At 70.3% G+C, this 286-nt stretch carries 1 protein-coding gene; it reads right to left on the bottom strand.

The features are described from left to right. Positions 1 to 286 (bottom strand): bifunctional ornithine acetyltransferase/N-acetylglutamate synthase (locus ACSNOH_RS35285; protein WP_436725515.1); only part of this gene is annotated, 286 nt, incomplete at both ends.

Raw genomic sequence — 286 nt, 5'->3', positions numbered from 1 at the left:
GAGAGCGCGGCCGCGGCCTTCTCGATCCCGGGAAGCAGCTTGTCCATCGGCAGCCGCACCCCGATCAGACCGGTCGAAGCGATCGCGATCTCGCCCGCGCTGTGGCCCAGCACCTCGGCGGCCTTCTCCGCGGTGGCGTGCGTGTCCTGGAAACCCTCCGGACCGGTACAGGCATTGGCGCCACCGGAGTTCAGGACGACGGCGGAGAGCTGACCGCCCTTGACGACCTGCTGCGACCACAGCACCGGCGCCGCCTTCACACGGTTGGCCGTGAACACGCCCGCAG

The organism is Streptomyces sp. URMC 127, assembly GCF_051386535.1.
Taxonomy (GTDB): Bacteria; Actinomycetota; Actinomycetes; order Streptomycetales; family Streptomycetaceae; genus Streptomyces.
The sequence above is the reverse complement of the archived record's forward strand: the minus strand, read 5'-3'. Positions and strand labels throughout refer to the sequence as shown.